At 42.3% G+C, this 26,114-nt stretch carries 22 protein-coding genes; 12 read left to right on the top strand and 10 right to left on the bottom strand.

Annotated elements, in window-relative coordinates; all coding sequences use genetic code 11:
- Positions 1-568: 568 nt before the first annotated feature.
- The gene (locus ACS8FC_RS09045) at positions 569-1,141 is read right to left on the bottom strand and encodes a DNA glycosylase (RefSeq protein ID WP_439263186.1); all 573 of its coding nucleotides are present in this window, start codon (positions 1,139-1,141) and stop codon (positions 569-571) included.
- 357 nt (positions 1,142-1,498) lie between these two features.
- On the opposite strand from ACS8FC_RS09045, the gene upp reads away from it, so the two are divergent.
- Both upp and ACS8FC_RS09035 read left to right on the top strand, forming a co-directional pair.
- Positions 1,499-2,146, top strand: a complete 648-nt coding sequence (gene upp / locus ACS8FC_RS09040; RefSeq protein ID WP_299220918.1) for a uracil phosphoribosyltransferase — start codon at positions 1,499-1,501, stop codon at positions 2,144-2,146.
- Between the two features lie 64 nt (positions 2,147-2,210).
- Complete coding sequence (locus ACS8FC_RS09035) at positions 2,211-2,963, top strand: SDR family NAD(P)-dependent oxidoreductase (protein ID WP_439263170.1); 753 nt, start codon at positions 2,211-2,213, stop codon at positions 2,961-2,963.
- A 25-nt stretch (positions 2,964-2,988) separates the two neighbouring features.
- On the opposite strand, the gene ACS8FC_RS09030 is transcribed toward ACS8FC_RS09035, so the two are convergent.
- On the bottom strand, positions 2,989-3,669 hold the full coding sequence (locus ACS8FC_RS09030) for a hypothetical protein (protein WP_439263168.1): 681 nt from the start codon (positions 3,667-3,669) through the stop codon (positions 2,989-2,991).
- A 203-nt stretch (positions 3,670-3,872) separates the two neighbouring features.
- Here ACS8FC_RS09030 and ACS8FC_RS09025 point away from each other — a divergent pair, with 203 nt between their 5' ends.
- Together ACS8FC_RS09025 and ACS8FC_RS09020 are read left to right on the top strand one after the other, a co-directional pair.
- Entirely contained in the window at positions 3,873-4,829 is a 957-nt protein-coding gene (locus ACS8FC_RS09025; protein ID WP_439296521.1) for an alpha/beta fold hydrolase, read from the top strand.
- A gap of 244 nt (positions 4,830-5,073) precedes the next feature.
- On the top strand, positions 5,074-6,414 hold the full coding sequence (locus tag ACS8FC_RS09020) for a hypothetical protein (RefSeq protein WP_439296520.1): 1,341 nt from the start codon (positions 5,074-5,076) through the stop codon (positions 6,412-6,414).
- A 95-nt stretch (positions 6,415-6,509) separates the two neighbouring features.
- Here the strand turns inward: ACS8FC_RS09020 and ACS8FC_RS09015 are convergent, their stop codons facing one another.
- The gene (locus tag ACS8FC_RS09015; RefSeq protein WP_439296519.1) at positions 6,510-6,737 is read right to left on the bottom strand and encodes a DUF1653 domain-containing protein; all 228 of its coding nucleotides are present in this window, start codon (positions 6,735-6,737) and stop codon (positions 6,510-6,512) included.
- A gap of 127 nt (positions 6,738-6,864) precedes the next feature.
- Positions 6,865-8,076, bottom strand: coding sequence for a tyrosine--tRNA ligase (gene tyrS / locus ACS8FC_RS09010; protein WP_439296518.1), 1,212 nt, complete (start codon positions 8,074-8,076; stop codon positions 6,865-6,867).
- Positions 8,077-8,195: 119 nt separating this feature from the next.
- On the opposite strand from tyrS, the gene ACS8FC_RS09005 reads away from it, so the two are divergent.
- The 3 genes from ACS8FC_RS09005 to ACS8FC_RS08995 all read left to right on the top strand — a co-directional run bounded on the left by ACS8FC_RS09005 (position 8,196) and on the right by ACS8FC_RS08995 (position 12,082).
- The gene (locus ACS8FC_RS09005) at positions 8,196-9,512 is read left to right on the top strand and encodes an anhydro-N-acetylmuramic acid kinase (protein WP_439296517.1); all 1,317 of its coding nucleotides are present in this window, start codon (positions 8,196-8,198) and stop codon (positions 9,510-9,512) included.
- A gap of 263 nt (positions 9,513-9,775) precedes the next feature.
- Positions 9,776-11,131 (top strand): beta-ketoacyl-ACP synthase II, encoded by a 1,356-nt coding sequence (fabF, locus tag ACS8FC_RS09000; RefSeq protein ID WP_439263159.1) that lies wholly within the window; start codon positions 9,776-9,778, stop codon positions 11,129-11,131.
- A gap of 174 nt (positions 11,132-11,305) precedes the next feature.
- Entirely contained in the window at positions 11,306-12,082 is a 777-nt protein-coding gene (locus ACS8FC_RS08995) for a hypothetical protein (RefSeq protein ID WP_439263157.1), read from the top strand.
- 119 nt (positions 12,083-12,201) lie between these two features.
- Here the strand turns inward: ACS8FC_RS08995 and ACS8FC_RS08990 are convergent, their stop codons facing one another.
- The 5 genes from ACS8FC_RS08990 to ACS8FC_RS08970 all read right to left on the bottom strand — a co-directional run bounded on the left by ACS8FC_RS08990 (position 12,202) and on the right by ACS8FC_RS08970 (position 19,642).
- Positions 12,202-14,019, bottom strand: a complete 1,818-nt coding sequence (locus ACS8FC_RS08990; protein ID WP_439296516.1) for an aminopeptidase P family protein — start codon at positions 14,017-14,019, stop codon at positions 12,202-12,204.
- A 353-nt stretch (positions 14,020-14,372) separates the two neighbouring features.
- Entirely contained in the window at positions 14,373-15,938 is a 1,566-nt protein-coding gene (locus ACS8FC_RS08985; protein ID WP_439263155.1) for a peptide MFS transporter, read from the bottom strand.
- Positions 15,939-16,214: 276 nt separating this feature from the next.
- Positions 16,215-16,694 (bottom strand): hypothetical protein, encoded by a 480-nt coding sequence (locus ACS8FC_RS08980; RefSeq protein ID WP_439296515.1) that lies wholly within the window; start codon positions 16,692-16,694, stop codon positions 16,215-16,217.
- 135 nt (positions 16,695-16,829) lie between these two features.
- Positions 16,830-18,404, bottom strand: coding sequence for an apolipoprotein N-acyltransferase (lnt, locus tag ACS8FC_RS08975; RefSeq protein WP_439296514.1), 1,575 nt, complete (start codon positions 18,402-18,404; stop codon positions 16,830-16,832).
- A gap of 338 nt (positions 18,405-18,742) precedes the next feature.
- Positions 18,743-19,642, bottom strand: coding sequence for a CBS domain-containing protein (locus ACS8FC_RS08970; RefSeq protein WP_439263149.1), 900 nt, complete (start codon positions 19,640-19,642; stop codon positions 18,743-18,745).
- Between the two features lie 287 nt (positions 19,643-19,929).
- Here ACS8FC_RS08970 and ACS8FC_RS08965 point away from each other — a divergent pair, with 287 nt between their 5' ends.
- Positions 19,930-21,204 carry an Lnb N-terminal periplasmic domain-containing protein gene (locus ACS8FC_RS08965; protein WP_439296513.1) on the top strand — a complete coding sequence of 425 codons (1,275 nt, stop codon included), beginning with the start codon at positions 19,930-19,932 and terminating at the stop codon, positions 21,202-21,204.
- A gap of 45 nt (positions 21,205-21,249) precedes the next feature.
- Here the strand turns inward: ACS8FC_RS08965 and ACS8FC_RS08960 are convergent, their stop codons facing one another.
- Positions 21,250-21,807, bottom strand: a complete 558-nt coding sequence (locus tag ACS8FC_RS08960; RefSeq protein WP_439296512.1) for a YcgN family cysteine cluster protein — start codon at positions 21,805-21,807, stop codon at positions 21,250-21,252.
- A 165-nt stretch (positions 21,808-21,972) separates the two neighbouring features.
- Here ACS8FC_RS08960 and ACS8FC_RS08955 point away from each other — a divergent pair, with 165 nt between their 5' ends.
- The 4 genes from ACS8FC_RS08955 (at position 21,973) to mutY (ending at position 26,090) form a co-directional block, all read left to right on the top strand.
- Positions 21,973-22,710 carry a dienelactone hydrolase family protein gene (locus ACS8FC_RS08955; protein ID WP_439296511.1) on the top strand — a complete coding sequence of 246 codons (738 nt, stop codon included), beginning with the start codon at positions 21,973-21,975 and terminating at the stop codon, positions 22,708-22,710.
- Between the two features lie 295 nt (positions 22,711-23,005).
- Positions 23,006-23,959, top strand: coding sequence for a ribosome biogenesis GTPase YlqF (ylqF, locus tag ACS8FC_RS08950; protein ID WP_439296510.1), 954 nt, complete (start codon positions 23,006-23,008; stop codon positions 23,957-23,959).
- Between the two features lie 474 nt (positions 23,960-24,433).
- Positions 24,434-24,682, top strand: a complete 249-nt coding sequence (locus ACS8FC_RS08945) for a hypothetical protein (protein ID WP_439296509.1) — start codon at positions 24,434-24,436, stop codon at positions 24,680-24,682.
- A gap of 142 nt (positions 24,683-24,824) precedes the next feature.
- The gene (mutY, locus tag ACS8FC_RS08940) at positions 24,825-26,090 is read left to right on the top strand and encodes an A/G-specific adenine glycosylase (protein WP_439296508.1); all 1,266 of its coding nucleotides are present in this window, start codon (positions 24,825-24,827) and stop codon (positions 26,088-26,090) included.
- The last annotated feature ends 24 nt before the right edge of the window (positions 26,091-26,114 follow it).

The raw sequence follows: 26,114 nt of genomic DNA, 5'->3' as shown, positions 1-26,114 counted from the left end.
CAGCAAAAATCCACACAAGTTGTTCTTTAGTTTTGCTTTTAAATAATGTCCCTTCACTGTCGTCCAGTTGAAGCGTTGTTCGACTAACAACCAAGCAATGTGCTTATCGTTATTAGCGAGCTGACTATCATATCATGTTAATTATGTTTGTCAAGCTTTTATTTCGTTTTGTTTCAATTAGTTAGCTGGGTTGGTAATGGGTAAATGTTCTATCCGTTACGGCCAGTTTGTGCTAATGAGGGGCGTATTATAGACCCTTTTTTGTCAGTGTCAAGGGTTTATTTTATTTAGTTTGAAAGTCTTTATTTAACTAAATAAATACTCTAAAACAAGGACCGATTTGTTCAGTGGTAAACCACTCTCCAATCACCCTTCCCTTTCGACTGGGTGGCATTATACGCGCTTTTAATAGGGGGTCAAGAAGATTATATATTGTTTTTATTATTATTCGATAATACAACCAATATCTTATTCTTATCAATAAGTTAGCAATAAAAATATTTTTATTCTACTTTATATACGATTTTATCAAAGGATATTCTTCTTACAACCTTCGTAATAGAGCACTTTATACTTTACCTACCTTTTCAAAAAACGCTTTATAGGCAGCAATTTTTTTATCTAATGCTAATGGATAAGCGCGTGAAGTAGAAGGTAGTCGATATAAGGTTAAGTCATCCACTGTAGTCGCTGTTAGATCAGAATTTTCGCTTTGCCCCTTATAAGGGTAAGCCATACTTTGATTGGTCTTTGGATGTTTCGACTTTGGTAATGAGCTATCCAGTAAATCAATTAAAACTTCTGTGGCTTTGCCGCCTGTTGTAAACAGCGCCTGCACTTTGGGAACTCTTGGCAAAATGTCATCTAAATTAACGGGAGTGACGACGGTTAAATTTTTGTCAGAAGCATTACCCGTTTCTCGAATCGCTTGCTTGACCGTTGGGCACGAAGCAATGCCACGTTCAAACAAAAAGTTGCGAATACGCTCAGGATCAAAACGCTTTTCATCCCCTACTCTAAAATAGTTTACATCGTCAAAAAATACGCCACCATAAATGCGCCACATATCATTATAGAAGTTGGGATAATGAAAGCGCATAGCCCATTTGTCAGCGGTAGGCGGAAATGTCCCCATCATCATGACCGTAGCATTGGGTGGCAAGACAGGCTCGAAAGGGTGGGTTTCTATCGGTGTTGCTATTGATTTTGTCGATATTGGGCTAGGATTTGACTGGTTTTGGATACCAGATGGTTGTTTGGTCATAAGATTCTTCATCGGAAAAGTGGTTTTTTTGCTATCATAACAGGCCTAAACACGACTTCACTTGTCATAGCGCTATATAGCCGAATAGGTTTGGCTTAAAACTGGTTATTTAAGCCTCAATCTTACTATTTCTACGCTTGGTATAGCGTTAAGTGCGGTAAGTGTTTGTATCTTTTATACTAATAGCAATCGCAGTAACTGCGTGTGCATCAGCCTACAACCAAGAGAGTATTTATGAGTGACTTAAAAATTACTGTAATTGATCATCCGTTAGTCCGTCATAAACTCAGCCTAATGCGTGAAAAAGACTGTAGTACTTATAAATTTCGTACATTGACCAAAGAGCTTGCTCGTTTAATGGCTTATGAGGCAAGTCGCGATTTTGAAATTGAAACTTTTCCTATGCAGGGTTGGTGCGGTGAGATAGAGGGTGAGCAAATCATCGGCAAAACGGCAACCATCGTTCCTATATTACGTGCTGGTATTGGCATGCTTGATGGCGTACTTGACTTAATCCCTACTGCAAAAATCTCTGTCGTAGGTTTACAGCGCGATGAAGAGACCTTACAACCAGTGCCATTTTTTGAAAAGTTCGTCAGCCATATGGACAAACGCCCAGCGCTTATCGTTGATCCCATGCTTGCCACTGGCGGTTCGATGGTTGCTACTATTGATATGTTAAAAAGAAATGGCTGTAAGAGTATCAAGGCTCTCGTATTGGTTGCGGCACCTGAAGGCGTACGTTTGGTGAATGAAGCTCATCCTGACGTGACTATCTATACGGCTGCATTGGATAGTCATTTGGATGAACACGGTTATATCATCCCGGGTCTTGGTGATGCAGGCGATAAAATCTTTGGTAAGCAGTTATTTAACAAATAATCCAAAAAGTAGTCGTTATAAGAATCGTGACTACAGCTTACGACAGCAATGATAAGGATATAAAATGAACGTATTGATTACAGGCGCAAGTGCTGGTTTTGGTAAAGCGCTGGCTGAACGTTTGGTTGCCGAAGGTCATCACGTAATTGGCTGTGCCAGACGACTTGATAAACTAACTGCAATGGCTGAAACGTTAGGCGATTTATTTTTACCGGTCGTCATGGATGTCGATGATACGGCCTCTATTCCAAAAATTATTGCGGATTTGCCCGATGGCTTTAATCAGCTAGATGTCTTGGTCAATAATGCAGGTCTAGCACTTGGTACAGAGCCTGCCCAAAGTGCCAATCTTGATGATTGGATGAGAATGGTCGATACCAATGTTAAAGGATTAATAGCTCTGACCCATGCGGTGTTGCCAGCGATGGTCGCACGCGATAGTGGCTATATTATCAACGTCGGCTCTATAGCTGGTAGCTGGCCTTACCTTGGTGGGAACGTCTACGGCGCGACCAAAGCATTTGTAAAACAGTTCAGCTTAAACTTACGCGCGGATCTGATTGGCACCCAAGTACGCGTAACCAATCTTGAACCAGGCAATGTAGCAGGTACGGAGTTTTCAAACGTCCGCTATCATGGCGATGACGATAAAGCGGCCAAGGTCTATGACGGCTTTACAACCATGACGGGTGAAGATATTGGCGATATTTTACTATGGCTGATTGAGTCGCCTGCGCACATTAATATCAACCGTTTAGAAGTCATGCCAGTCGCGCAAACTTTTAATGGTTTAACGATAGCTAAGCAAAACTCTTAGTCTATAAAGTTTTATATATAAACCATCAACGCAATTCATAATAACGCAGTACTACGGCGGTGTCATTTAGCATCGCCGTAGTAGTTGGCGTCTCATTATCTAAAACTTGCTCATCAACCAAACGCAAATCATTAAAATCCAGGATAAGTACTTCATTGCGGGTGCGCTCACTGGTACGCTTATTATGACGTATTGGAAACCCGACCACTTGCTTACCAATGACCTTTATCTGATTTATGATCAAGGTTTGACTGTCTTGTTGTCCTAATTTTAGCGCATTCTGCTTGGCTTTTTGAGCACCCAAGACGGCGGTAGCAGGATTAACAGTGGTGGTAAATAACTTATCGAGTCGTGCGCTTTTTGGCATAGTACCTGCGATAAATAATACTTGTTCTAACGGTAGATACTGCGCATGACGTAACAGCTCAGCGCGAAACAGCGCTGGCATATCCATATTAAAGCTGTCTTCAGTTTGACGATAAAATGCTTCAAAACTACGCTGAATATAGCGCCCAAATACGGTAGCATTAATCCAATCTTGATACGTATCATTTGCCAGTAATCGTTTGGTAAAGTCGTTGGGTTCTAACGCCAGATCACCCGTCAAAAGCGCCATTAATAAACCATGTGGATCCGTAAAAGTCAGCTGGCTCCAGACCTGAGGATAAAGGCTACTATCAAGACTGGATAAGGTCGCTCTACTCATAAATTTTTATTTCCTTCTTACATTGAATTATTATTTTGACGACATGGCTCTAATAGATATTTTTATACTTATATTATTGTTAAATAGGCTTTTTTTACTATAACACGCCTTACTAATATAAAAATGTTTTGTGCTGAGCATTTTAATATTAAAATTATAAAATGAACCTCCATAAATGAAATGAAAATAAGAAGCTGCCGCCCATGATAAAAGACTGGCTAAAAATACCGTCACAATACCAATTACAGACTTTGAGCATCATCAAGACTGACGATACCATTATTCCTGTCTCTGTGATTGGCAAAGGCAGACCTGTCATTTTGCTCCATGCGTATGGCATGGATGCGCGCGAGTTTTTACCTTTTATATTGCCGCTTACTGGCAAATACAGGTTTTATCTTCCGCATTTTAGAGGCTTTGGAGAAGCGAAGTCTATTCATTTGACGCAATTTGATTTTGTACGCCAGTATGCTGACGATATCAACACCGTGATTGAGCAAATTTGTCACGACCTTAAAATAGAATCTTTACCGGTTGCTGCTATCTCTATGGGCGCGCAAGTAATGTGGGGATATTTTGAGCGTTTTGGTATGTCACGGGTCAGCCGTTATATGAATATCGACCAAAGTCCTGCGATTCATAATCAGGCTGATTGGCAAGGCGGCTTATTTGGTGAGCGGCAGCAAGAAGTGTTTGATATATTTCATGAAGTGGTAGATATGACACTGCCTTATGCTAATGTTGACAGCTTTACGCACCTACCATTTACGATTAAACGTCAGGTCACAGATATTGAGCGGCTATTTTCTTTACTATCAGTAAATCGTACACGCTCAAAAGCCATCGTCCAGCTTTTAACGCATCAAAATGATCATAAGCTGGTGTTTTATAACCACAGTACTTGGCAACATAAGATGCGCTGCTTACAAGCGTATTTAAAGTTAGAGTACGATTTTCGAGCCGTTATAGAAAAAGTTACCATTCCAGTGGTGAACTTAGTTGGAGGTCGCTCAACGCTCTATGATTCTAAGTGGCAGCAAGAAGTGACCCGTATGCTACCTAATGCAACTGAAATCGTTTTGCCGCGCTCTGGTCATGCGGTGCCGATGGATGAGCCGATTGCCTTTTATCAGGCATTAAAGGTGTTTTTAGAGAGTTAGTTCTGAATATATAAAGTCATATTTTTATTGTAAGATGGCAAATTAATTAAAAGTATTTGACTAATGTTCAACTTAATGTTTAAATACTATTATCTTCTGAAAAGAAGGTTGAGAAGTACTGGATAGTACACAAGTGTAAAATGTATGAATAAATGGCTGCTACTTTCAGGCCATATCTAATCAACGCGTCTACTGCTTTCTATTCAGCTTCTTATAATTAACTTTAATTATATGAGGCAGTCCTATGATAAATCATAATTCACAAGTTCTTAAAACAGTCAATAGCGCTGATTTTAGTTTTAATGGTATAAATAAAACTTTATGTACCATCGATCCTAAAAATATGGCTGAACTTTTAGATCATCTTGACCTTACGGCTAATCCACGCAGTGCCACAAAAAATCAAATAGTTAAATCTATTGGTGATTCTCTAAAAAACTCTCCTGAATACATGGTCTTTAAAACAAAAGGTCTTCTTATTGCTTGTCAAAATTTCGAAATATTGCAAAGAGGAAGGTATCGCCTAAACTTTGATGAGAATTCAGTTACAGATGGTCTTTTAGATGGAGGGCATAATGTACTTGCGATCGGCATCTTTATTCTAGAAGAGTACTTCGCACAGAAAGATAAACCTATCCCTAAAGATGTTAGAAAGATAAAAAGATGGGTTGATTTTGTCGAAGTCTGGCAGAAATACAAAAACGATTTAACTGATTTTATATCTACCTTAGAGTTCCAAATACCAGTGGAAATAATATATCCGCAACACGGCTCTGAAGATGTATTTGCAGACAAAGTTTTCGAGATTTCAGATGCTAGAAACAATAACAACTCACTAACCGATGGAACTATGGCTGATCATCGTGGTTATTATGACATATTAAAGAAATTTGTTGATCCAGTAATTAATGATTGTATCGAATGGAAGGACGGCGAAGCAGGAAAATATATTAAGAGAGATGATATTGTTGCATTATCCTTGATTCCTTTCATAGCTCTTCAGCGTGCTGGAAAACTAGATCACATAAACGTTGGGAATATCAATCCTATAAGTATTTATAGTAGTAAAGGAAGTTGTACTGCAACCTTCTCAAAACTTATTGAAGAGTTAAAATTAAATGATGATATCGTCGATGACTTGGAATTACCTCCTTTAATAGAAAGTGCCTTCTCTCTTATGAAGGATATTCCTTATCTTTATGACTTAATATATTCAAAATTTCCTAACGCTTATAATGATGTATCTCCAGGATTTGGTCGGATTTCGAAAGTGAAAGAGACTAAAGAGAAAAAATCAAAGACTAAATACTATAAGTCTGATAGTGATTATCGCTATCCTGATGGCTTTATAGTACCGATTGTAGTGGCTTTGCATACTTTAATCGGTATTGATGGTGATAAAGTATATTGGAAAGTCGAAAATATAAGAGAGTTTGTTGAGAAAAACCTAAAAGGTAATTGTGAGATGTTAGTCAGTACCATTAAAGATAACTCCTACGATCCTCAAAATGTAGGTAAGAGTGCTGCTTCTTATAAAGGTATGGAAATGCAGTTCAACTTTGCTGTAATGAAAAGCAAATATTGAAAACATGAAAGTAAAGTATTAACTAAAGGCAGGGCTTTTAAACAAGCCCTGCCTTTATTCATTTAGAAAATTAAAAATATTTTTTGAGCTATAAACTAATCTGCTAGAGTCTTAATCAGCTCAAATCTTGGTATGGTCTTACCATCGCGAGTGATGGTTTCGCTAAACATCGAAAGTGGTCGTACCCATACGCCATACTCACCATATAGACAGCGATAAACCACTAGCCTTTCTTCCGTTTCGGAATGCTGCGCGGTATGCAACACTTGGTATAGGTTACCTTTGTAGTGGCGGTAGATGCCTTGTGGAATAGATTGGTTCATAAGTAACTCTTAGCCTTCCCTATAAATGTATGAGCTAAATACTGTCTCGTTATGTTCAAATAATAGAAATAGATAAGGCCGACAATCAATGTCGACCTTATTTATGCTCTTGATATTAAAAGCCCTATTATTCTACCGTTACTTTTGCATAGGCCTTTTTGCCTGCTTGAATAACAGCCGTCTGACCTGATGTTAAGCTAAAGCTAGCATCGACTACGTCACCATCTACTTTTACCGCACCACGTTTTACCATATCTTTGGCTGCTGAGTTGTTTTTGGCAAGTGCTGCCTGGTTTAAGACTTGGGTGATAAATAGCGCATCTTGCCCTTCTAGATCTAGCATAATTTCTGGCAGGTCGACTGGTAATTCGCCATCAGCTAAAACGTTGCCTGCAGATTTGTGCGCATTAGCTGCCGCATCAGCATCGTGGAAACGCTCGATTAATTCTTCGGCAAGGATACGTTTGATTTCTTGGGGATTGCGCCCGTTTTCCATCTCTGACATCAACGCTTCGACTTCTTCCATCGGCTTAAAGCTTAAAAACTCAAAGTAGCGACGAATTAAGGTGTCTGGCATAGATAGCAGTTTTTGGTACATGGTACCTGGTGCATCATAGATACCGACGTAATTGTTCAAGGATTTAGACATTTTATTAACGCCGTCTAACCCTTCTAAGATTGGCACTGTGATACAAACTTGCGGCTCTTGTCCATAACGACCTTGCAAAGTACGCCCCATGAGGATATTAAAGGTCTGATCAGTACCGCCAAGCTCAATGTCAGCCTTAAGCGCGATAGAATCATAGCCTTGTACCAATGGGTATAAAAACTCATGAATAGCAATGGGCGTTTGGGCGGCATAACGTTTAGAGAAATCATCACGCTCAAGCATACGCGAGACGGTAAGCTGGCTTGACAGCTGAATCATATCTCCTGCTGACATATCATTAAACCATTCAGAGTTAAAAACAATCTTGGTTTTTTCTTTATCCAAGATTTTAAAGACTTGCTCGGCATAGGTCTGAGCATTGGTTTTGATTTGCTCATCAGTCAATGGCGGGCGCGTGCTGTTCTTACCAGAAGGATCGCCAATCTTGGCCGTATAATCACCGATCAAAAAGTAAATCTCATGACCCAAATCTTGAAAATGCTTAAGCTTATTAATCAATACCGTATGACCCAAATGCAGGTCAGGCGCGGTAGGATCAAAGCCTGCCTTGATACGTAGCGGACGGCCCAGTTTGAGTTTCGCAACCAAATCCTCTTCTGATAAGATTTCTTGCGTACCGCGTTGCACAAGGGCAATTTGTTCTTCTAGGGTGTATGAATGGTCTGTCATGATGCTCTCTTTATTGTCTTTATTAAAAGGGTAACGCGTTTAGGCTATTTAAGACTTCGTAGCCTGTAAAAGATGTTAGAATTTGACGGATATACTAGCGTTTTTTAAGGTAAATTGCCATGACCAACCCTGCTCAGACCACGAATGATCCTGAAAACACCGAATTTTTAGCTGACTCATCTGATTCAGTAGGTAGTGACGACGATACAAACTACGCTGCACTGACTGAGGCGCTGGAGCAAACAGTGTTTGAAAGCTTTGACGACGGTCTATATATCGGTATGATGTCAGGCACTAGCTTGGACGGTATGGATGCAGTGCTTTGTCAGTTTAATAATGCAGGCAATACTCAACCACCGATGCAACTGTTGGCAACTTATAATCAAGATTTTCCGCCGCGACTGCGTGAGGTGCTCTTAGCGTTGTGCCAACCTAACGGTATCCAAGAGTTAACGTCAACCGCTGATGAACCAAACAGCGAATTGGACTGGTTTGGCTGGGTAAGTAAAGAATATGCTGAATTTGCAAGCGACGTGGTTAATACATTATTGAAGCAGTCAAATACTGATGGTGAGTCGGTGCTGGCAATTGGTTGTCATGGGCAGACGGTACGTCATCGTCCGCAATTGGGCTTTAGCTTACAACTACTCGATGCCAATGTCATCGCTGAGCGCACTGGCATTAGCGTGGTCAGCGACTTTCGTCGCCGTGATATGGCAGTCGGTGGACAAGGCGCGCCTTTGGTTCCTGCTTTTCATCAAGCATTGTTTGCCGCACCTGATAGCACACGCGTGTTATTAAATTTGGGCGGTATTGCCAATATAACCGTCTTGCCAGCCAATGATAGCCCTGTTGTTGGTTATGATACTGGCCCTGCCAATTTATTACTTGATGCGTGGACCGCGCTACATACCGATCACAGCTATGACGCGGGCGGCGCATGGGCGCAGTCTGGACAGGTCATTGAACCGCTACTCAATCAATTATTAGAGTACCCGTTTTTTGCGAAACCTTATCCCAAAAGTACAGGGCGTGAGGACTTTAACCTAGCGTGGCTACAAAGCGAGCTACAACACTTTGATCAGATTTCTGCCTCTACTCGCTACTCATCAGCAGATGTACAAGCGACCTTGACGGAGCTTACGGCTATCAGTGCTAGCATGCAAATTAACATGTTTATTAATGCACATGTAGATGGTTCGGTATATGTCTGCGGGGGCGGTGCATTGAATAATTACTTAATGACCCGCTTGCAAGCGCATCTGCCCCATTGCACAGTAGAGACTACGGCAAGTCTAGGACTTGAGCCAACTTGGTTAGAGTCTGTGGCCTTCGCTTGGCTGGCACGCCAAACTTTGATGGGTGAAACAGGTAACTTGCCAGCAGTAACAGGCGCAAGTAAAAGCGTGGTATTAGGGCAAGTATGTTTTGCCTAATAAGTAAATAAGTTGTTAGATTTAAAGAATATTTAAACGCGCAATGACTAGTAATTCAACAATATTGTGCTAACTTTTTGTTTTATCTTACTCTTGCGTCATCATTCTATGAATTATTAAGTTTACAGACGTGCACTTATGTGCTTTATAATAGTTGCTAAAGTAGCGGGATAACGCTATAAATAATATTGCGTAATTTTAGAATATTTACAATAAAACAAGTAGTCTCACCCTTTTAGGATCGCAAGTACAGGATATATCACATGAGCCAAAACAGCAGTTCACCGATACCGCAACATACCAACGCTGAATCAAAACGGCGTCGTAAGCCTCCTCATCATGAACGTCCTGATGAGATGCGTGTCGTCGTTACTGGTATGGGGGCTGTTACCCCGCTAGGTGTGGATGTTGAGAGCACATGGACACGGTTGCTCAATGGCGAAAGTGGTATTTCAACCATTTCACACTTTGATGCGACTGATTACCGTGCCCAAATCGCAGGTGTGATCAAAGACTTTGATACTACGCCATATATGAGCCCTAAAGATGCACGCCGTTATGATGCATTCATGCACTATGGTGTCGCGGCTACTGCAATGGCATTAAAAGAGGCTGGCTTTATTGAAGAAGTTAGCGCTAATGATACGCCAGTACAAAATGTCGATCAGGAGCGTTTCGGTGTCATATTAGGCTCTGGTATCGGTGGTATTCAGACTATTGAAGACAGCTGCGCTATGCTAACTGAAAAAGGCGCTAAAAAAGTATCACCATTTATCGTACCGGGTTCTATTGCCAATATGGCAGCTGGACTGGTAGCTATCAAACACAAACTTAAAGGTCCCAATCTTGCTACTGCAACTGCGTGTACGACAGGGACGCACGCTATCGGTTTGGCTGCACGTCTAATCGCTTACGGCGATGCTGATGTCATGATTGCTGGCGGTAGCGAGAGGGGTTCAAGCCCATTAGGTATGGCAGGTTTTGCGGCGATGCATGCGCTCTCTACCCGTAATGATGAGCCTACCAAAGCATCACGCCCATTCGATAAAGATCGTGATGGTTTTGTGATGGGTGATGGCGCAGGCGTATTGGTACTTGAAAGCCTTGCCCATGCTAAAGAACGCGGTGCAACTATCCTTGCTGAAGTCGTCGGCTTCGGTATGAGTGACGATGCCAGCCACATTACGGCACCTCCTGAAGATGGTAATGGTGCTGCTCGCGCCATGCAAAGTGCCCTTGATGATGCTGGTATCGAACCGTCAAGCGTCGGTTATGTCAATGCTCATGGTACTAGTACCCCTGCTGGTGACGTCGCTGAATCGATCGCTATTGAAACTGTTTTTGCATCCGTTAAAGACAGCATCTTGGTTAGCTCCACCAAATCTATGACTGGACACTTACTGGGCGCAGCTGGTGGTGTTGAAGCTATCTTTACGATATTGGCTTTGCAAAATCAGCACGTACCGCCAACGATTAATTTAGATAATGTCGAGGATAACTGTAATCTAGACTACGTGGCCAATCAATCACGTAAGGTTGATAATCTCAATTATGCAGTATCCAATAGCTTTGGCTTTGGCGGTACCAATGGCTCAGTGATTTTTGCACGTTGGTCATAATTAACGTAGTTGTTACAGTTATTGGGTCTTAGATGCATCCTATAATATCCATAAAAGCGAATAGGGCCATTGATGTAACGTCGGTAGCAGTTTTGCTACGTTTGTCCGCTTGCAACCCCTTATCATAGTTGCGTATGATAAGGGGTAATTTTTAGAAAATTTATGGAAGAGTCTATGTCAAGCTATTCGTTTTCGCATCAATTCTATCAGCGTTGGACGCGCGCGCCAGAGCAGATACGGGCCGCCATCGTCCAAGAGTTAACGGATATCACGACTCTGCTGCAAACAGACACCCCCTACGAAAGCTTTACCTTTAGTTTGCCAGACTTAGATGCACACCTTGATGAGCTATATAGTGCGCATAAAGCTGAGCAAGCGGCTGCAAAAGCGCTTGCTGATAAGCAAGCAGAACAACGTGCCGCTGCGGAACAACAACGCTTAGCTGAAGAAAAAAAGCTTGAAGAAGAAAAAGCACGTGATGTTGCAAAAATTGAACAAGAAGAAGCTAAAAAAGAAAAACAACAAGCAGAACAAGCTCAGAAAGAAGCGGATGAACAAAGCGGTGCTGAGCAAGAGAAGAGCGATACCGAAGCCGCTACGAACGACAAGCAAACTACGAGCGATGCACACAGTCCTACCAACAACGAAAAAAACGGTGTCAATGATCACTCTTATACGGTCAGTCAGACTGAAAACACTATCGTAAAACCTCAAAAAGGCGCAGCAATTGATTTGTCTTTTAAAAACCCAGAACTGACTGCTGCCCACGAGAGCTTAATTCAAGAGCTAGAGATGCATGTAGATGACTATCTGAGTGAGCAAATGATGCAAATATCTGAGGACTTAAAATCATGGTTACGAGCGGAAGTGGGTCAGCAGCTTGCCGGAATCACAGAAAAAAACCAAGCGGTTGAAGATATTGTTCAAGAAAATATGGCTAAAAAACACTAGTCTATTAACTGATTTATCGACAGCTTTTAGATATCCGTTAAAGAGCTCCATTAAAAAAGCCCCGTAAATATTTTTACGGGGCTTTTTGTATTTCAATCAAGCATTAACCAGTCTTTATTTTAAATAGCTTGTGTACGTTCGGTCAGCCATTCAAGTGCTGCACCTTCAACACGATCCTTTAGCTCAGCATAGACTTGGCTGTGATAATCATTGAGCCAATCGACCTCTACTTGGTTGAGCAAAGTTGTATCGAGCAAACGGGTATCAATCGGGCAATAGGTAATGGTTTCAAAGTTTAAAAATTCACCAAACTCAGTCTCAGTAGCATTTGCCACCGGCATATTGACTACTAAGTTTTCAATACGAATGCCCCACTTACCTTCACGGTATAATCCTGGCTCATTACTAGAAATCATCCCCTCTTTCATCGCACGCTCTTTTGGCGTACTGGCACTATAAGCGATGACTTGCGGGCCTTCGTGGACGTTTAAGAAGTAACCAACGCCGTGACCGGTACCATGACCGTAGTCCATTTGTGCCTGCCATAATGGTGCACGGCAGATTGCATCAATGAATGGCGAGGCAATACCATCAGGGAAGCTTGCACGCGCCAAAGCAATATGGGCTTTGAGCACCGTAGTAAAGTCGCGTTTGTGCTCATTGGTGACTGTACCAATGCCGACCACACGAGTGATATCAGTAGTGCCGTTTTGGTACTGAGCGCCCGAATCAATCAGTAGTAAGCCGCCCTCGCCCTCACTTACATCAAGGTAGCTAAACTTCTCTGGCGTCGCACGGTAATGCGGCAATGCACCATTTTCATTGAAGCCTGCAATCGTTGGAAAGCTTGGCGAGACATAATGCGGCTGCTGACTACGTACCTCAATCAGCATGCTATCCACGTCCAGCTCACTTAAACGTTCACCGTCTGCTAGACGCTGCTCAAAAGCAGCAAAAAACTCACTCAATGCTGCGCCATCTTGACGCATTGCCTCACGTACATGCTCAATATCAGCATCAGACTTAACAGATTTGAGTAATGTACTTGGTGCCATTTGCTCGATAAAGCCCACATCATCCGCCATTTTTGATAGCGTACCCACAGCAACTTTGCTTGGATCTAATAACAGTAGGTCTTCTGGTGTCATCTCGCTCAATGCGCCTTGTACGGCATCATAATCAGCTAACATGATACCACTATCTTTTAGGGATTTTTCAATATCGCTGCTGACTTTGTTATTATCAACGAATAGCGTCGCCTTATCGTCACTGATGAGCATATGTGATAAAAATACGGGGTTATAATCGACGTCAGCGCCGCGCAAATTGGTGAGCCAAGCTATATCATCTAGGCTTGATAGCAAATGATGCGTCGCGCCTGCCTCAGCCATACCTTCACGCACTGCAGCAAGTTTTGAGCTAGCGGACTGTGCAACGAACTGCGCACTATGCTGATATAAATCTGCTGATGGTAGCGCTGGACGATCTGTCCATATCTCTGTCAACACATCACGCTCGGTGATTAAGGTAATGTCGTTAGCATCGAATGCATTTAATAGCTTATCTTGCTCAGCGATAGACAGCACATTGCCATCCACGGCCACGCTATCACCCTCTGCCAAATGCGTAGCTAACCAGTCGATATGGTTTGGCTGACCAGGAGCAAGCTTTTCTAAGCTAATACCAGTACCTTCTAGCTGGTCAGCGGCGTGTACCCAATAGCGACTATCAGTCCATAGACCTGCAAAATCGGCCGTGACAACGAGTGTACCAACTGAGCCTGTAAACCCTGACAACCATAACCGCGCTTGCCAATATTCCGGTAAATACTCAGATAAATGCGGATCGGCTGACGGTACAATAATGGCGGTAAGGTCTTGTGCGACTAAAGTTTTACGTAAGCTATCGATACGATCATGTATGGCTTGTTTATTCATCGAATGTTTCCTTATTGATTTTAGAGAGGTTTTATCGTGAGGCGACTATGGTTAGTCGTCTTATTCGAGCGGGTAAATCTTGAGCATTAAGTAAACGATCAGTATTTAGATCATTTATATCTAGCACTAAGTTTTCATAAAAATTCAAATAAACGAGGCTAACTGCTACAAAGAGTAGTATAGTATTTTAGTAGAACATCATTAGATGTTTGGGCACAGCGCAGGCTTTCAATAGCTTAGACAAATATCTTAACAAGTAAACCAATAAGACGCGTTCCCACAACTGGTAACACGTCTTAAATTTGTCTTTTATTGAGCGTATAGCCTGTACAAAAGTAACGTTAAAGCGCTATTTATTGGACAGCCTTATCAGCATGCTCGCTCTTTTTGAGCATATTATTGATAGGCTTTGCTAATATTAACAAGATGGCAGCCGTCACCACCAAAAAGACGGTCATTGTAGTAAATAATGTTGGTAGACCTTCAATTTTATCAGCTGACACATTGCCGCCGAAGAATGCCGCAACCAAATTACCCATCGCTAAAGATGCAAAGAAAAGCCCCATCATCTGTCCTTGCATGCCCTTTGGTGCAAGTTTCGTCATTGACGACAGACCTACAGGACTAAGTGCCAACTCGCCAAGTGTCAAGAGCAGCAAGCTACCAACTAGCCATAAAGGCGATGCTAGGCCCGTATCATTGGTCAAAATACTTTTTGAGGCGATAATCATCAGACCAAAGCCTGCCGCAGCGAGTAACATCCCAAGGGCAAACTTCACCATACTACTTGGCTCAAGACCTCGGTTACCAAGCTTGACCCAAACAATACTAATGATGGGTGCTAAAAGAAGAATAAATAAAGGGTTAAGTGACTGGAACCAAATGCTTGGTATCTCAAAACCCAAAACGTTTAGATCAGTATAGCGATCAGCAAATAGATTAAATGATGTTGGCTGCTGCTCAAAACTTGACCAAAACAGCGTTGAGCCGATAATCAAAATGAAGCAAATCAGCAAACGCAGCTTATCGGTTTTATCCAGCCTTGGTGAAATAAACATAATCGCAAAATACAGTATCACCACACTTGCGATGATATAGGTCATATACTCTGCCACCATTTGCGGCTCAAACGGCATTATACCAGACGCGACCAGCACAACGACTGCGACCAGTAAAGCCACAAATCCTATGACCCAGCGACCGATGTTGTTAAAACGGTCATTTGAGCGCTCCCACTCAGCAGCGATGCCTTTTGCTTGTGCATAGCGTGTCAATGTCTTTTGAGCAGAAAAACGATAGATGAGTAGCGAGACCAACATACCCAGTCCACCAACCCCAAAGCCGACATGCCACATGCCTTGCTCTTTAAATACCCCAACGATAAGGGCAGCTAATAAAGCGCCGATATTGATACCCATATAAAATAGAGTAAAGCCACTGTCACGGCGCACATCACCCTTAGAGTATAACGCCCCAACCATCACCGAAATACAGGTTTTAAATAACCCCGACCCCAACACGATACAGATGAGACCAACGAAGAATAATGTCATACCGAACATTGCGGAGAGCGCGATACATAAATGGCCAAGCGCGATAATAATACTGCCCCACCATAATGCACGCTCTTGACCAAGCCAGTTATCAGCAAGCCAGCCACCTGGTACCGCTGCCAAGTACAAAGAGCCTGCAAAAATACCATAGATAGCAGAAGCGGTAACTTCATCGAAACCAAAGCCACCGCTTCCCACCGTCGCCACCATAAATAATACCAACAGCGGACGGATACTATAGTAAGAGAACCGCTCCCACATCTCAGTAAAGAATAAAGGGCGCAGCGGTTTGGGATGGCCCATAAACCCATTATCTAGTGCTTCTAGCTCAGTAGCACTAACCTCTGATTTTACTTCCGTGCTCATAAGTTTATTCCTTTGCGATACTACGATAGAGATGACCAAGTCCATCGCTAGTAAGACAGACAGTCATAAATGCGCGTTATTGTTTCATCAGATTACAAATATGTAAAGGAAAAGAATGTTCATTAATTGAACAGTCACTTACGAAAACATGAGACAAAAAAGCACCGAGCTATTAAAAATAATAGCTCGGTGCTTTTTAAAAACGCTACTACTTAACTATCTATCATGAAATACTAACGATAGTATTTAACCATTTTATCAAACAGTCTCATTAGTTTATTGAGCAGTAGTCGTATCTTCAGTTGTACCAGCCTCCAGATCACCGTCAGCTTGTTCTGCGGTGAGTTCGGTATCTTCAACCGCAGCTTGGCTCACTGTGCCAGAAGCAGTGGCTGTACCAGCTTCAGCGCTAACCACTGCACCGCTTGTGTCTTCAGCAGGCGTAACCGTAGCATCAGCGGCAGCTTCAGTCGCACTCTCGCCAGCACCTACTGCTGCATCGGTATCAGTGTCTGCTGACGCGGCTTCTGCAGTAGCAACAGCAGTATCAGTCACTACTGGCTCTTCAACAGCGATCGCTTCTGCTTCATCAGCCGCTGCCGAGGCTTCAGTCGTTTCAGCTGTGATGTGCTCACCTGCTGGACGCAAGAATGCTGAGATACCAATAAGTAAGACAATACCCAAGAACAAGGCAATGCCGCCCAAAGCATATATAAACTCTTTTTTTGGATTGTTGTTGACGATATCTTCTGACATACCTTATCCACCTTGCGCAAAATATTTGAAATTTTAGCCTATTATATCGCAATTTGTACCAATGTGTTAAAACCCTTAACTATTTGAAGGAATTATTATTTAGTACCTGCTTATAAGCCATTGACGATGTCCTTTTTATTTACCAAGACGAGCACGAGCGGCGGCGCGTTTGCCAAGGTAGCTCAGCAGTAATAATAGCGCAATGATGAATAAAATTGGATAATTACCAAAACGCATAAATGGTGTATTGCCAACCCGCGCTTGCACATCACCTCGTAATACGGTGCGCTCAAACTGCGGTGCGCGCTCAACGATACGGCCTTTATGATCGATGATAGCAGTCACACCTGTGTTGGTGGCTCGCATAAACCAGCGGCCATTTTCTAACGCCCGCATTTGTACCATTTGTAGATGCTGCAATGGACCTGCCGACGTACCAAACCAAGCATCGTTTGAGATGGTCAATAAAAAGTCGGTACTGATGGCGTTTTTACGAGTGGTATCAGGGTAAGCAACCTCGTAACAAACCGCCGCGCCTAGATTGTGTCCGCGTACCTGTAACGGTAATTGCTCATCACTACCGCGACTATAGCTCATGATGTCTTGGCTACCTGCCAAATTGGGTAGTATATCTAATAACCCCTCAAATGGAATATACTCACCAAACGGCACTAAACGCTGTTTTTTATACAAGCCTTCTGCATCCGCACCTAACGCAACGACACTATTATAAAATGGTGGGTACTTATCTTGAGTTGCATCAAACGCCGCCTCATCCTTATAAGGAATTCCTGTCACCCATGTAGTATCAGTGGCTTTGGCCATCTTTACCATCTCGCTGATAAAACCAACGGCCTCTGTCTGAAACATTGGAATCGATGATTCAGGCCAAAGGATAAGATCGCGTCCCCATTCCGTGCTGGTTAATTTGGCATAAATATTGAGCGTTTCTACTTGATATTCGGTCAACCATTTGAGATCTTGCGGAATATTGCCTTGAATTAATGATACGGACAAATCAGGCGTGCCTTTAGGCTTTGTCCACTGCGGGTTAATCAGCCACAATGACGTACTGATGATTAACAAGGCGATGGCAGCCACCATGTAACCGCCGCGACGGCGCAGCAGCTCAACGATACTTGCTGCCAATAGGATGGCGACAAAGGAGATGGCAAATACCCCAGCGATGGGTGCAAGTGACGACAACCAATACTGTTCAGTAAAGGCATAGCCGACGAACAACCACGGAAACCCTGTAAATAGCCATGTTTTCGTCCATTCTTGTAGTACCCAAAGCGCGGCAAACGATAAAGGCTGCTTACCGACTACACGATTAAACAACAACGCTAAAAAGCCATGGAACAACCCCATGCCTAGGCCCATAAGCGCAATCATAATGAGTGCAAGCCATGCAGGCGTCGCTCCATAAACGTGAATGGAGGTATACAGCCAAAATGCGCCGACGCACCAAAGCCCCGTACCGTATGCTTGTCCGATAATAAACGCACGTTTGCCAGTCATCGCTGGTAACAATAGACCATATAAGATAGCAGGTGACACTAGCGCTAGTGGCCAAATATCATAAGGTGCAAGTGCAAATATAAATATCGCACCTGCGAGCCAAGCTATCAAAATAGACAACCCAAGCGATAGTTGCTTGGGCTTAGTGGGGTTCAAACGCTTTTGTAAATCAACAGTAGACAGGCGCATAGCTATTATCCGAAACCTTATTATTCAAAACGTTAAATCTGAGATTATTTGTCCGACAACGGCTGTTTTTGACAGTGGTTGGCTGTCAATTCTCAAAATTAAGAATGCTTAAAATTAAATGCGCCCATGATACCAGTCTGTATTCATTAATGGGTAAATTTGCGTAGCAAAAAAAGCATAGGCTAAAAAGCAAAAAACACGACCGAAGTCGTGCTGTTGTCATATAAGCTCAATATAAATGCTCATGGCGTTTATCAGATATCAGATATTATATTGACTATCTAATAGTCGTCTACCTTAATAAACGTCTATCTCATCATCATACTATCATCGATACACTAATGGCTACCTATTAACAGGCGCTGAGTGTCGGTGGTCTTGGTCAGCTCTAGATTTTGAATAAAGCGTCCTTCTGCATCGATTACTTTGATTTCCCAATCATCTATTTGTACGCTCTCACCTTCTAGATCACCCACATAGCCAAGTGTTTGCATGACAAGACCGCCCATCGTATCGACATCGGTATCATCAAAATGGCTGCCCAGCTCATCGTTACAGTCTTCAATCACCGTAGACGCTTGTACTCGCCAAGTGTTAGGCTTTTCAGGATCGGCGATAATATTATTAATATCACTGTCTTCATCAAAGTCATCGTGCTCATCGACGATGTCACCGACGATTTCTTCTAACAAGTCCTCCATCGTGACTACGCCTGCAAAATTTCCAAACTCATCGACCACAATCGCCATGTGTACTTGAGTGCGCTGTAATGAGCGCAGTAACGTATCAGAGCGCGCAGTTTCACTAATATAGAGAGGTTGACGTACCAAGTCTTTTAGACGTTTGCTGTCGATTTTATCTTCTTGATCGCGCACCATATGAACAAGAATAGGAATCAAATCTTTGGCAAGTAAAATACCAATAACGGCATCATCGTCTTGACTGTCAAAAACAGGATAGCGTGAATGCGTGGTATCAAGGATAATGTCCATCACATCAGCAAGGTTGTTGCTTTCGTGCAAGCCAATCACTTGCGGACGCGGTGTCATAATTTCACGTACTTGTGTGGCTGGCAAGTCCAGTACACCTTCGAGCATATCAACTGTGTCTGGCTCTAAGAACTGACGGGAGTCTTGTACCAAACGAATCAATTCATCACGGGTTTCAGGGGCGGTCGATAGCCAGCGTTTTAAGCCGCGCATCGACCAACTACTCGGGCTTGGAGCGTCGTCAGACATGGCGATATGAGTTAACCTCTTTAGTTTAGTATAATTAATATATTAATAGATTGCGTCGTGAAGAGTAAAATAAACAAGCCTAGGTATCATTAATTACAAGTATCGTTAGTCACAAATATCACTAATAATAGGTAACATTGATCATTAAGGATAAATAGACCAGTCTAAATTAGCTTCACTTTATCGCAAGCCAATCAGACATTCAACGACAAATTTATCCAAATTGTATTGTCAGTGTGTTATAAACTTTGCTATCGTCAACGACTTTACTTACCTAGCCCACACTTATGTCGCTTCGCTCTCTTTTTTCTCGGCTTCGATCATCACGAAAAACCCCTCTTGACGCTTTTAAAGACAAGCACAACCTTGCACGTCAGACAAACGACTGGCGATACTATCTTGTTTCTTTTTTGGTCATTCTTGGTCTGTTGTTATCAGCATTATGGTTGCTGATGTTAATCTGGTATCAGCTTGGCGCATATAATCCTATAACTTGGGTGGCGTATGCGTTAGTTATCGGTTTGCTTACATCGCTACTGCTTGTAAAGACCAAACCAAGGCTTCCAAGTAAAGTTATTAACAACACGTTTAATCAGTCCTTTAAACAAAGAACCATCGTTACTTGGCTAGGTGGACTGTATGCGGCTGTCTGGCTGCTGGGTCTTGGGTGGTTTTTTTCTATTGAAGCCAAACAAAACCGCGACTGGATGCCTGAGGTTAGTCAAAGGGTCGCCTATAAGCGCGATGCGGCCAATCCTAATTTGATTACCTTTACCAATGTGCGTAATTTTGATTGGCATACTGACGAGGACGCGACTGCGCACTGGGAGACGCGTACAGTTGATATGTCTAAATTGTCCGGAGTCGATGTCATTAACTCTTATTGGATGGGACCTCTCATTGCTCATACCTTAGTCAGTTTTCGTTTTGAAGATGATCGCCCGCTTGCCTTTTCTTTTGAGATTCGTAAAGAAGATGGTGAATCGTTTTCGGCACTAGCGGGCTTTTTTAGACGTTACGAGCTTAGCCTCATTGCCTCTGAAGAGCGCGATATTATTTATACTCGTAGCAATGCGCGCGGTGAGCAAGTGTATTTGTTGCCTGTTAGCCATTTGCAGCAGTCGGAAGTCAGATCATTGTTTGAGTCGTACTTGATTGCAGCCGATGAGCTCAATGCTAAGCCCGCTTGGTATAATACCTTAACCAGTAACTGCACCAATATTATTTTTTATATGGCGCGCATCGTTAGCGGCGAACGTCTGCCATGGGATTATCGAATTTGGGTATCTGGCTGGTTACCAAACTATCTGTATGATGTCGGTATGCTAGATGCCAATCCCAAGAACAGTGGCCAGCCTTGGTCAATGGCTACCTGGTATGAGCATGCCCATATTAACCCAAAGGTTAGAGGTTTTGACAATCAGGCCGATCTAGACACTCAGGCTAATGGTAGCAGGTTTTCAGCTCAGATTCGCCAAGGTATTCCCATACCGCCGCTAGCAGACTCACAAGCCAAAGCTGACGCAGAAGCTAAGTCTGCTGCCAAGGCTTCTAATGATTAATGTTTTTGATAGCTAAAGATTTTGACAAACAAGGCGTCAAGACAACTAAGGCGTAACCCAGTTAACCACTCGCGTCTCCATCTCCTCATCAGAGATACCAATCTCAGAGATGCAGCGCCCTGCTACCCCGACATTGACCGCGCGCATTTGCTGCTGCGTTATGACGGCATCTTGAGTTAATAGTAGATGCCAGTCTGGTAGCGTTTGACCTTTATACAAACGTTTGTACGCGCAGTGCGCTGGCAACCACATCATATTGGGCAAATTCTCAATCGTCAGTTGAATACAATCAGGTACGTACTCTTGGCGCGTATCATAATGTCTACAATAGCCTGTCGCACAGTCCATGAGCTGACAGGTCACATCCGTATATTCGACCAGTTCTTCCTCATCATCATCGTCCATATATTTAATCAAACAACAACTGCCACAACCATCACACAATGCTTCCCATTCACTATGATTTAATTCATCTAGATTAAATCGGGTCCAAAACTGTGGACGTAGCGTTGCACTATCGGCCTCGTCGGGCTTTGTATTGGATGTTTTATCAGATACTTTTTTTGAAAATGAACTTGATGGATCTAACAAGTTTGGCCTCATGGAGTCATAGTAGGGTTTTATAAAGTCACAGTATCATTTTGATAAAGAGCGTTACAGTATTATAGCTGTTTTTGTTGGTCGTGGGCGTTAAGGTAGGACGAGTCAAACAATTGAACATGTACAAACCCCCTAAATAAAACTCACAATATAAAAAAGGATAATAATATGTCTATTCAAACTTATGAATTAGTCAGCACGACAGACAATGGCGTTGAGCTTATTAGCTATATTGCACTGCCAGAAGATGCTTCTGATACCAATCCAGCGCCTGGTATTATGGTCGCACCAGAGTGGTGGGGTGTGGTTGACCATCCTAAGACCATCACCGAAAATTTGGCTAAGGCTGGTTATGCAGCGGTGGCAATGGATGTCTACGGTGAAGGCAAACTGACTGCAGATGCTGCTATGGCCAATATGTGGATGGAACAAGTACTTGCAGACCAAAATATGCTAATGGCACGCTGCCGCTTAATCCTTAATGACTTTAGTAGCCAACTGGCAGTCAATGGCGATAACCTAGGCGCGATTGGTTATTGCTTCGGTGGTAAAGTCGTTCTTGATATGGCACGCGAGGGCATGCCATTAAAAGCAGTCGCTACTTTCCACGGTAACCCAGCAGCGAAACAACCTGCAGACAGTAACTTTAAAGCCAAAGTACTGGTTGCCCATGGTCGTGATGATTCTATGGTATCAATGGATGCAATAGAAGATCTAAAATCTGAATTGGACGCAGCTGACGTAGACTATACGGTTGATGTCTATGATAATGCTAAGCACGGCTTTACCAATCCAAATGCAGATGAGCGTGCCGCTAAAAATGATATCGATTTAGGCTACAACGAAAGCGCAGCTAAGCAAAGTTGGGAAAATATGCTCGAGTTTATGAAAGCAAATTTAGGGTAATTATTTAACAGTTTCAACTGATTACAGTGATCATAAAATTCAAAGCGGAGCATGATATTCATGCTTCGCTTTTTTTGTATAAAAAGCCCTTTATTAAGCGTGTAAATTCTTACCTGATCAAAGCTTTTTTTAAGACGCACTTTTGCAATAATACGTTTAGGCAAATTAAAATAAAGCGAGCAATCTACTTTAGGCGCATTCAACCCCTCATTGTGTAGTAAACTTGACCTCATCACAAAAGTAAAAATTTATTGTTCTACTTTTGGCACTCCATTTAAAGAAGGTTGTGATATCAATGAGTAACGCTAGTATCCAGTGGTTCCCTGGACATATGAACAAAGCCCGTAACGAGATTAAAGAAATTATGCCAGAGATGGATGTCGTCATCGAGGTCATCGATGCACGCATTCCATACAGTAGCGAAAACCCTATGGTCGCAGCGCTACGTGGACAAAAACCCGTCATCAAAATACTCAATAAAGCAGACCTCGCCGACCCTGATCAAACGCAAGCGTGGATTGAGTATTTAGAAAGTCAGGATCAAGTAAAAGCCATCGCTTTTGATGATAACAAAACCAACGACGTACATAAAATTGTCGAGCTGTGTAAGCGGCTAATCCCCAATAAAGTCGGCACTGGTAGGCAAATCAAGGTGCTTATCATGGGCATACCAAACGTTGGCAAATCGACTTTGATTAACAGCTTGGCTGGACGTAGCATCGCTAAAACAGGCGATGAACCTGCCGTGACTAAATCTCAACAGCTGATCAAAATCGATAACGACATCATGCTTTATGATACCCCTGGTATGCTTTGGCCAAAGATTGAAAACCCAAATTCAGGCTATCGCTTGGCGGCTACAGGTGGTATCAAAGACACCGCATTTGATTTCGCTGATGTGGCTGGTTACACCGCTGAATATTTAATTGAAGCTTATCCTGAGCTGCTTAAAGAACGCTATAAAATCGAAGATTTGCCCCAAACTGATTGGGAGCTTTTCGAAGTTGCTGGACGTAACCGAGGCCTGCTAAAAAGAGGCGGCATCGTTGATACTTACCGTATGTCTGAGATTTTGGTCAATGAGCTGCGCAGTGGCACCCTAGGGCGCATTACGTTAGAGACACCAAAAATGCGTGAAGTGGAGCTATTATTAGTAGAAGAGATACGCGCACAAGCGGAAGCGAAAAAAGAAGCCAAACTAGAAGAAAAGCGCTTACGCAAAAAACGGGCAAGAAAGAATCGGAAGTAATTCTTAAGATTATTTATCAGCGCGCTGGGTTCATCCTACAAAAATTTGAGTTTAGATATGACTTACGAGCTTAAGTGGTGGTTCCATGAAAATAGATTTTCATTAACTTATTATGGACTTAGTTTGGGTTTATTTCTAATTTTGAGAAGTGTTTTTTATAATACTGCATTGTATACAACTCTGTTCTTAACCTTTATTCCACCATTTATTATGTATTTCGTCGCAAAAAATGAGTCAGATGTTGGGAAAACAGTTTTTTATACTTGGCTGCTCACTTTACTATTTTTTATAACTATTCTTGTTTTAGTAGTCAAATTTCTTTACATGATGTTTGTTATAGCGTTGATAGTTGCTCAGGACATTGCATACAAAATAGTGCATTATCTCAAATTTAGGGAGTTATTCAAAGTTTATGAGTCACACCCTATTAGCGATTATATTTTATACTCGATCCCCCTTTTAAGTATCGTAGCAATGGCTGCATTCAATTACCCAAGTGATATTATCGAACAAATAAATATAACTTCATTAAGTGAAATTGTTATTAATAACTTTGAAATTGAAGCATTATCTGATTTAGCCAATGTTGTTCATAAGTATGGTATAGATAACCTTAAATCTTTACGAGAGAATATTCTTAAAATTTCTGGTTACGCAGCATTAATAAGCGTTTTGACGTATGGCTTCAAATTCATCAATCCTTTTGAAAACTTTAGTATGTAAGCTGCATAGAGAGCATGGTGCTTTACTAATAACAGTACAGTATTTAATCATTAATTCTCATAGTAAATCATACAAACCCAACTCATAGAATATGTAGTGGTAAAATAGGATTAATAACCTCAAGTGATAATTAAAAAATCCTATGACTCAGACAACCGTTAACTCAGAACCTAATTTCAACTATGCATCCAAATCACTAAACTCCTTCGCCCCACGCTTATTAGATTGGTTTGCCGAAAACGGTCGCCACGATTTACCTTGGCAACAACATCAGACCGATACGCCCAATCCTTATGTCGTTTGGTTATCGGAAGTCATGCTCCAGCAAACACAAGTAACGACTGTACTGCCCTACTTTGCGCGTTTTATGAACTCGTTTCCGACGGTGCAGGATTTAGCAGCAGCGGATTGGGATACTATCGCTGAGCATTGGGCGGGCATGGGCTATTACGCTCGCGCACGGAATTTGCATAAAGGCGCAAAGCAATTGATCGACATAATTGATGAGACTGGCGACTTTCCTCAAACTTTAGAGGGTTGGGAAGCGATATCTGGCGTTGGCCCTTCTACCGCTGGGGCGATTATGGCAATGGGGCTGCATCGATATGGCGTCATCTGTGATGGTAACGTCAAACGCGTGCTGACACGCTGGGCAGCGATTGATGGTGATATTACCAAGTCTGCGACGACTAAAGAGCTATGGGCATTGGCTGAACGTTTGACCCCTAGAGAGAGTTCAGGGCTGTTTGCACAAGCTATGATGGATATGGGCGCAACCTTATGTACGCGTAGCAAGCCTGCTTGCTTATTGTGTCCACTACAAGATGATTGCTTGGCACATGCACAAGGTCGCGAAACGGATTATCCCGTCAAAGCAAAAAAACAGCCCAAACCAAGCAAGTTTAGCAATGCTCTACTAATTAAAGATGCAGGTGGCAGCATCTTATGGCTACAGCGCCCTGATAACGGTATTTGGGGCGGATTATGGAGTTTGCCTTTGCGGTTTGTAGAAAAAATTGAAGGCAAAGCCAGTGTTAAGACGACTGATAAAAAGCAAGTTGCGAACGATGATAAGTTATCAAACGTAGCAAATGATGTCCGTAGTAAAGAAAAAATATACGAAGCAGAGTTTACTACCGCTGAGCAGATTATCAATGAATGGCTAATAAAAAACGACTTGGTAACGGAATCATTCAGTAATTCTTTATTGAATGACGCACCGATTAAACACTCACTGACGCATTTTCATTGGTATTTGCAGCCGCATTCATTGACTTTAGACGCCAAACAAAAGGCTGAAATAAGCAAAGCCTTACAAGCAGCTGATGTTAATATTAATTGGTTAAATACTGATGATGCGCGGGCAACGCTTGGATTGCCACGAGCGATGATCAAAGTTTTAGAATAAACCTTCATACTTGACTGTCTAAAA

The organism is Psychrobacter sp. 1Y4 (genome assembly GCF_051847555.1).
Note: the sequence above shows the minus strand (reverse complement) of the source record. Positions and strands in the feature narration are given on the sequence as shown.

What these genes read in the sequence shown, in the direction of transcription:
- ACS8FC_RS08985 (WP_439263155.1), bottom strand. Translation starts at nt 15,938, where the DNA reads ATGAGCACGGAAGTAAAATCAGAGGTTAGTGCTACTGAGCTAGAAGCA.
- tyrS (WP_439296518.1), bottom strand. Translation starts at nt 8,076, where the DNA reads ATGACAGACCATTCATACACCCTAGAAGAACAAATTGCCCTTGTGCAA.
- ACS8FC_RS09030 (WP_439263168.1), bottom strand. Translation starts at nt 3,669, where the DNA reads ATGAGTAGAGCGACCTTATCCAGTCTTGATAGTAGCCTTTATCCTCAG.
- ACS8FC_RS09005 (WP_439296517.1), top strand. Translation starts at nt 8,196, where the DNA reads ATGACCAACCCTGCTCAGACCACGAATGATCCTGAAAACACCGAATTT.
- ACS8FC_RS09045 (WP_439263186.1), bottom strand. Translation starts at nt 1,141, where the DNA reads ATGATGATGGGGACATTTCCGCCTACCGCTGACAAATGGGCTATGCGC.
- ACS8FC_RS09020 (WP_439296520.1), top strand. Translation starts at nt 5,074, where the DNA reads ATGATAAATCATAATTCACAAGTTCTTAAAACAGTCAATAGCGCTGAT.
- ACS8FC_RS08955 (WP_439296511.1), top strand. Translation starts at nt 21,973, where the DNA reads ATGTCTATTCAAACTTATGAATTAGTCAGCACGACAGACAATGGCGTT.
- ACS8FC_RS08960 (WP_439296512.1), bottom strand. Translation starts at nt 21,807, where the DNA reads ATGAGGCCAAACTTGTTAGATCCATCAAGTTCATTTTCAAAAAAAGTA.
- ACS8FC_RS08965 (WP_439296513.1), top strand. Translation starts at nt 19,930, where the DNA reads ATGTCGCTTCGCTCTCTTTTTTCTCGGCTTCGATCATCACGAAAAACC.
- ACS8FC_RS09015 (WP_439296519.1), bottom strand. Translation starts at nt 6,737, where the DNA reads ATGAACCAATCTATTCCACAAGGCATCTACCGCCACTACAAAGGTAAC.
- ACS8FC_RS08980 (WP_439296515.1), bottom strand. Translation starts at nt 16,694, where the DNA reads ATGTCAGAAGATATCGTCAACAACAATCCAAAAAAAGAGTTTATATAT.
- ACS8FC_RS09035 (WP_439263170.1), top strand. Translation starts at nt 2,211, where the DNA reads ATGAACGTATTGATTACAGGCGCAAGTGCTGGTTTTGGTAAAGCGCTG.
- ACS8FC_RS08990 (WP_439296516.1), bottom strand. Translation starts at nt 14,019, where the DNA reads ATGAATAAACAAGCCATACATGATCGTATCGATAGCTTACGTAAAACT.
- ACS8FC_RS08995 (WP_439263157.1), top strand. Translation starts at nt 11,306, where the DNA reads ATGTCAAGCTATTCGTTTTCGCATCAATTCTATCAGCGTTGGACGCGC.
- ACS8FC_RS08945 (WP_439296509.1), top strand. Translation starts at nt 24,434, where the DNA reads ATGGCTGCATTCAATTACCCAAGTGATATTATCGAACAAATAAATATA.
- mutY (WP_439296508.1), top strand. Translation starts at nt 24,825, where the DNA reads ATGACTCAGACAACCGTTAACTCAGAACCTAATTTCAACTATGCATCC.
- ylqF (WP_439296510.1), top strand. Translation starts at nt 23,006, where the DNA reads ATGAGTAACGCTAGTATCCAGTGGTTCCCTGGACATATGAACAAAGCC.
- ACS8FC_RS08970 (WP_439263149.1), bottom strand. Translation starts at nt 19,642, where the DNA reads ATGTCTGACGACGCTCCAAGCCCGAGTAGTTGGTCGATGCGCGGCTTA.
- upp (WP_299220918.1), top strand. Translation starts at nt 1,499, where the DNA reads ATGAGTGACTTAAAAATTACTGTAATTGATCATCCGTTAGTCCGTCAT.
- lnt (WP_439296514.1), bottom strand. Translation starts at nt 18,404, where the DNA reads ATGCGCCTGTCTACTGTTGATTTACAAAAGCGTTTGAACCCCACTAAG.
- fabF (WP_439263159.1), top strand. Translation starts at nt 9,776, where the DNA reads ATGAGCCAAAACAGCAGTTCACCGATACCGCAACATACCAACGCTGAA.
- ACS8FC_RS09025 (WP_439296521.1), top strand. Translation starts at nt 3,873, where the DNA reads ATGATAAAAGACTGGCTAAAAATACCGTCACAATACCAATTACAGACT.